At 59.6% G+C, this 418-nt stretch carries 1 protein-coding gene; it reads right to left on the reverse strand.

From position 1 onward, the window contains the following. A partial coding sequence (locus EXE45_RS18105; RefSeq protein ID WP_158294343.1) for a transposase occupies positions 1 to 418 on the reverse strand: 418 nt, incomplete at both ends.

Raw genomic sequence — 418 nt, forward strand, 5'->3', positions numbered from 1 at the left:
GTGTCCAGCACGTCAGTCAAATCGCCCACGTACACCATCGCCACGCCCTCGTCGTACAGCCGTTCAACCAGGTCGCGCACCAATGCGTCCTGTGCGTGGTCACGGCGTTTCGTCCGCTGTCGGTACAGCCGTCGAATCCGCTTCGAGGAGGAGCGATCCTCATGGAGCTTCGACTGTAAGCGGGCGATTTCGTCTGTTGTCTCGCGGAACCGCCCGAACAACTCACGACCGTCGTAGAGGTACTGGTTCCCAGTGGTCGTGGAACAGGCGACGAGATTGTTCGCACCAACGTCAAGGGCGGCTTCGTGAGAAGCCAGTGGTGACTCCAGTCGAGAATCAGGGACGGTGACTGGTTGAAAAGCCCTGAACGTGTCGCTCACCTCGTCGTATTCGAGTTCCAGACGACCCTGTTCGCCGT

The sequence above is a fragment of the Halorubrum sp. SP9 genome (assembly GCF_005435015.1).
Taxonomy (GTDB): Archaea; Halobacteriota; Halobacteria; order Halobacteriales; family Haloferacaceae; genus Halorubrum; species Halorubrum sodomense.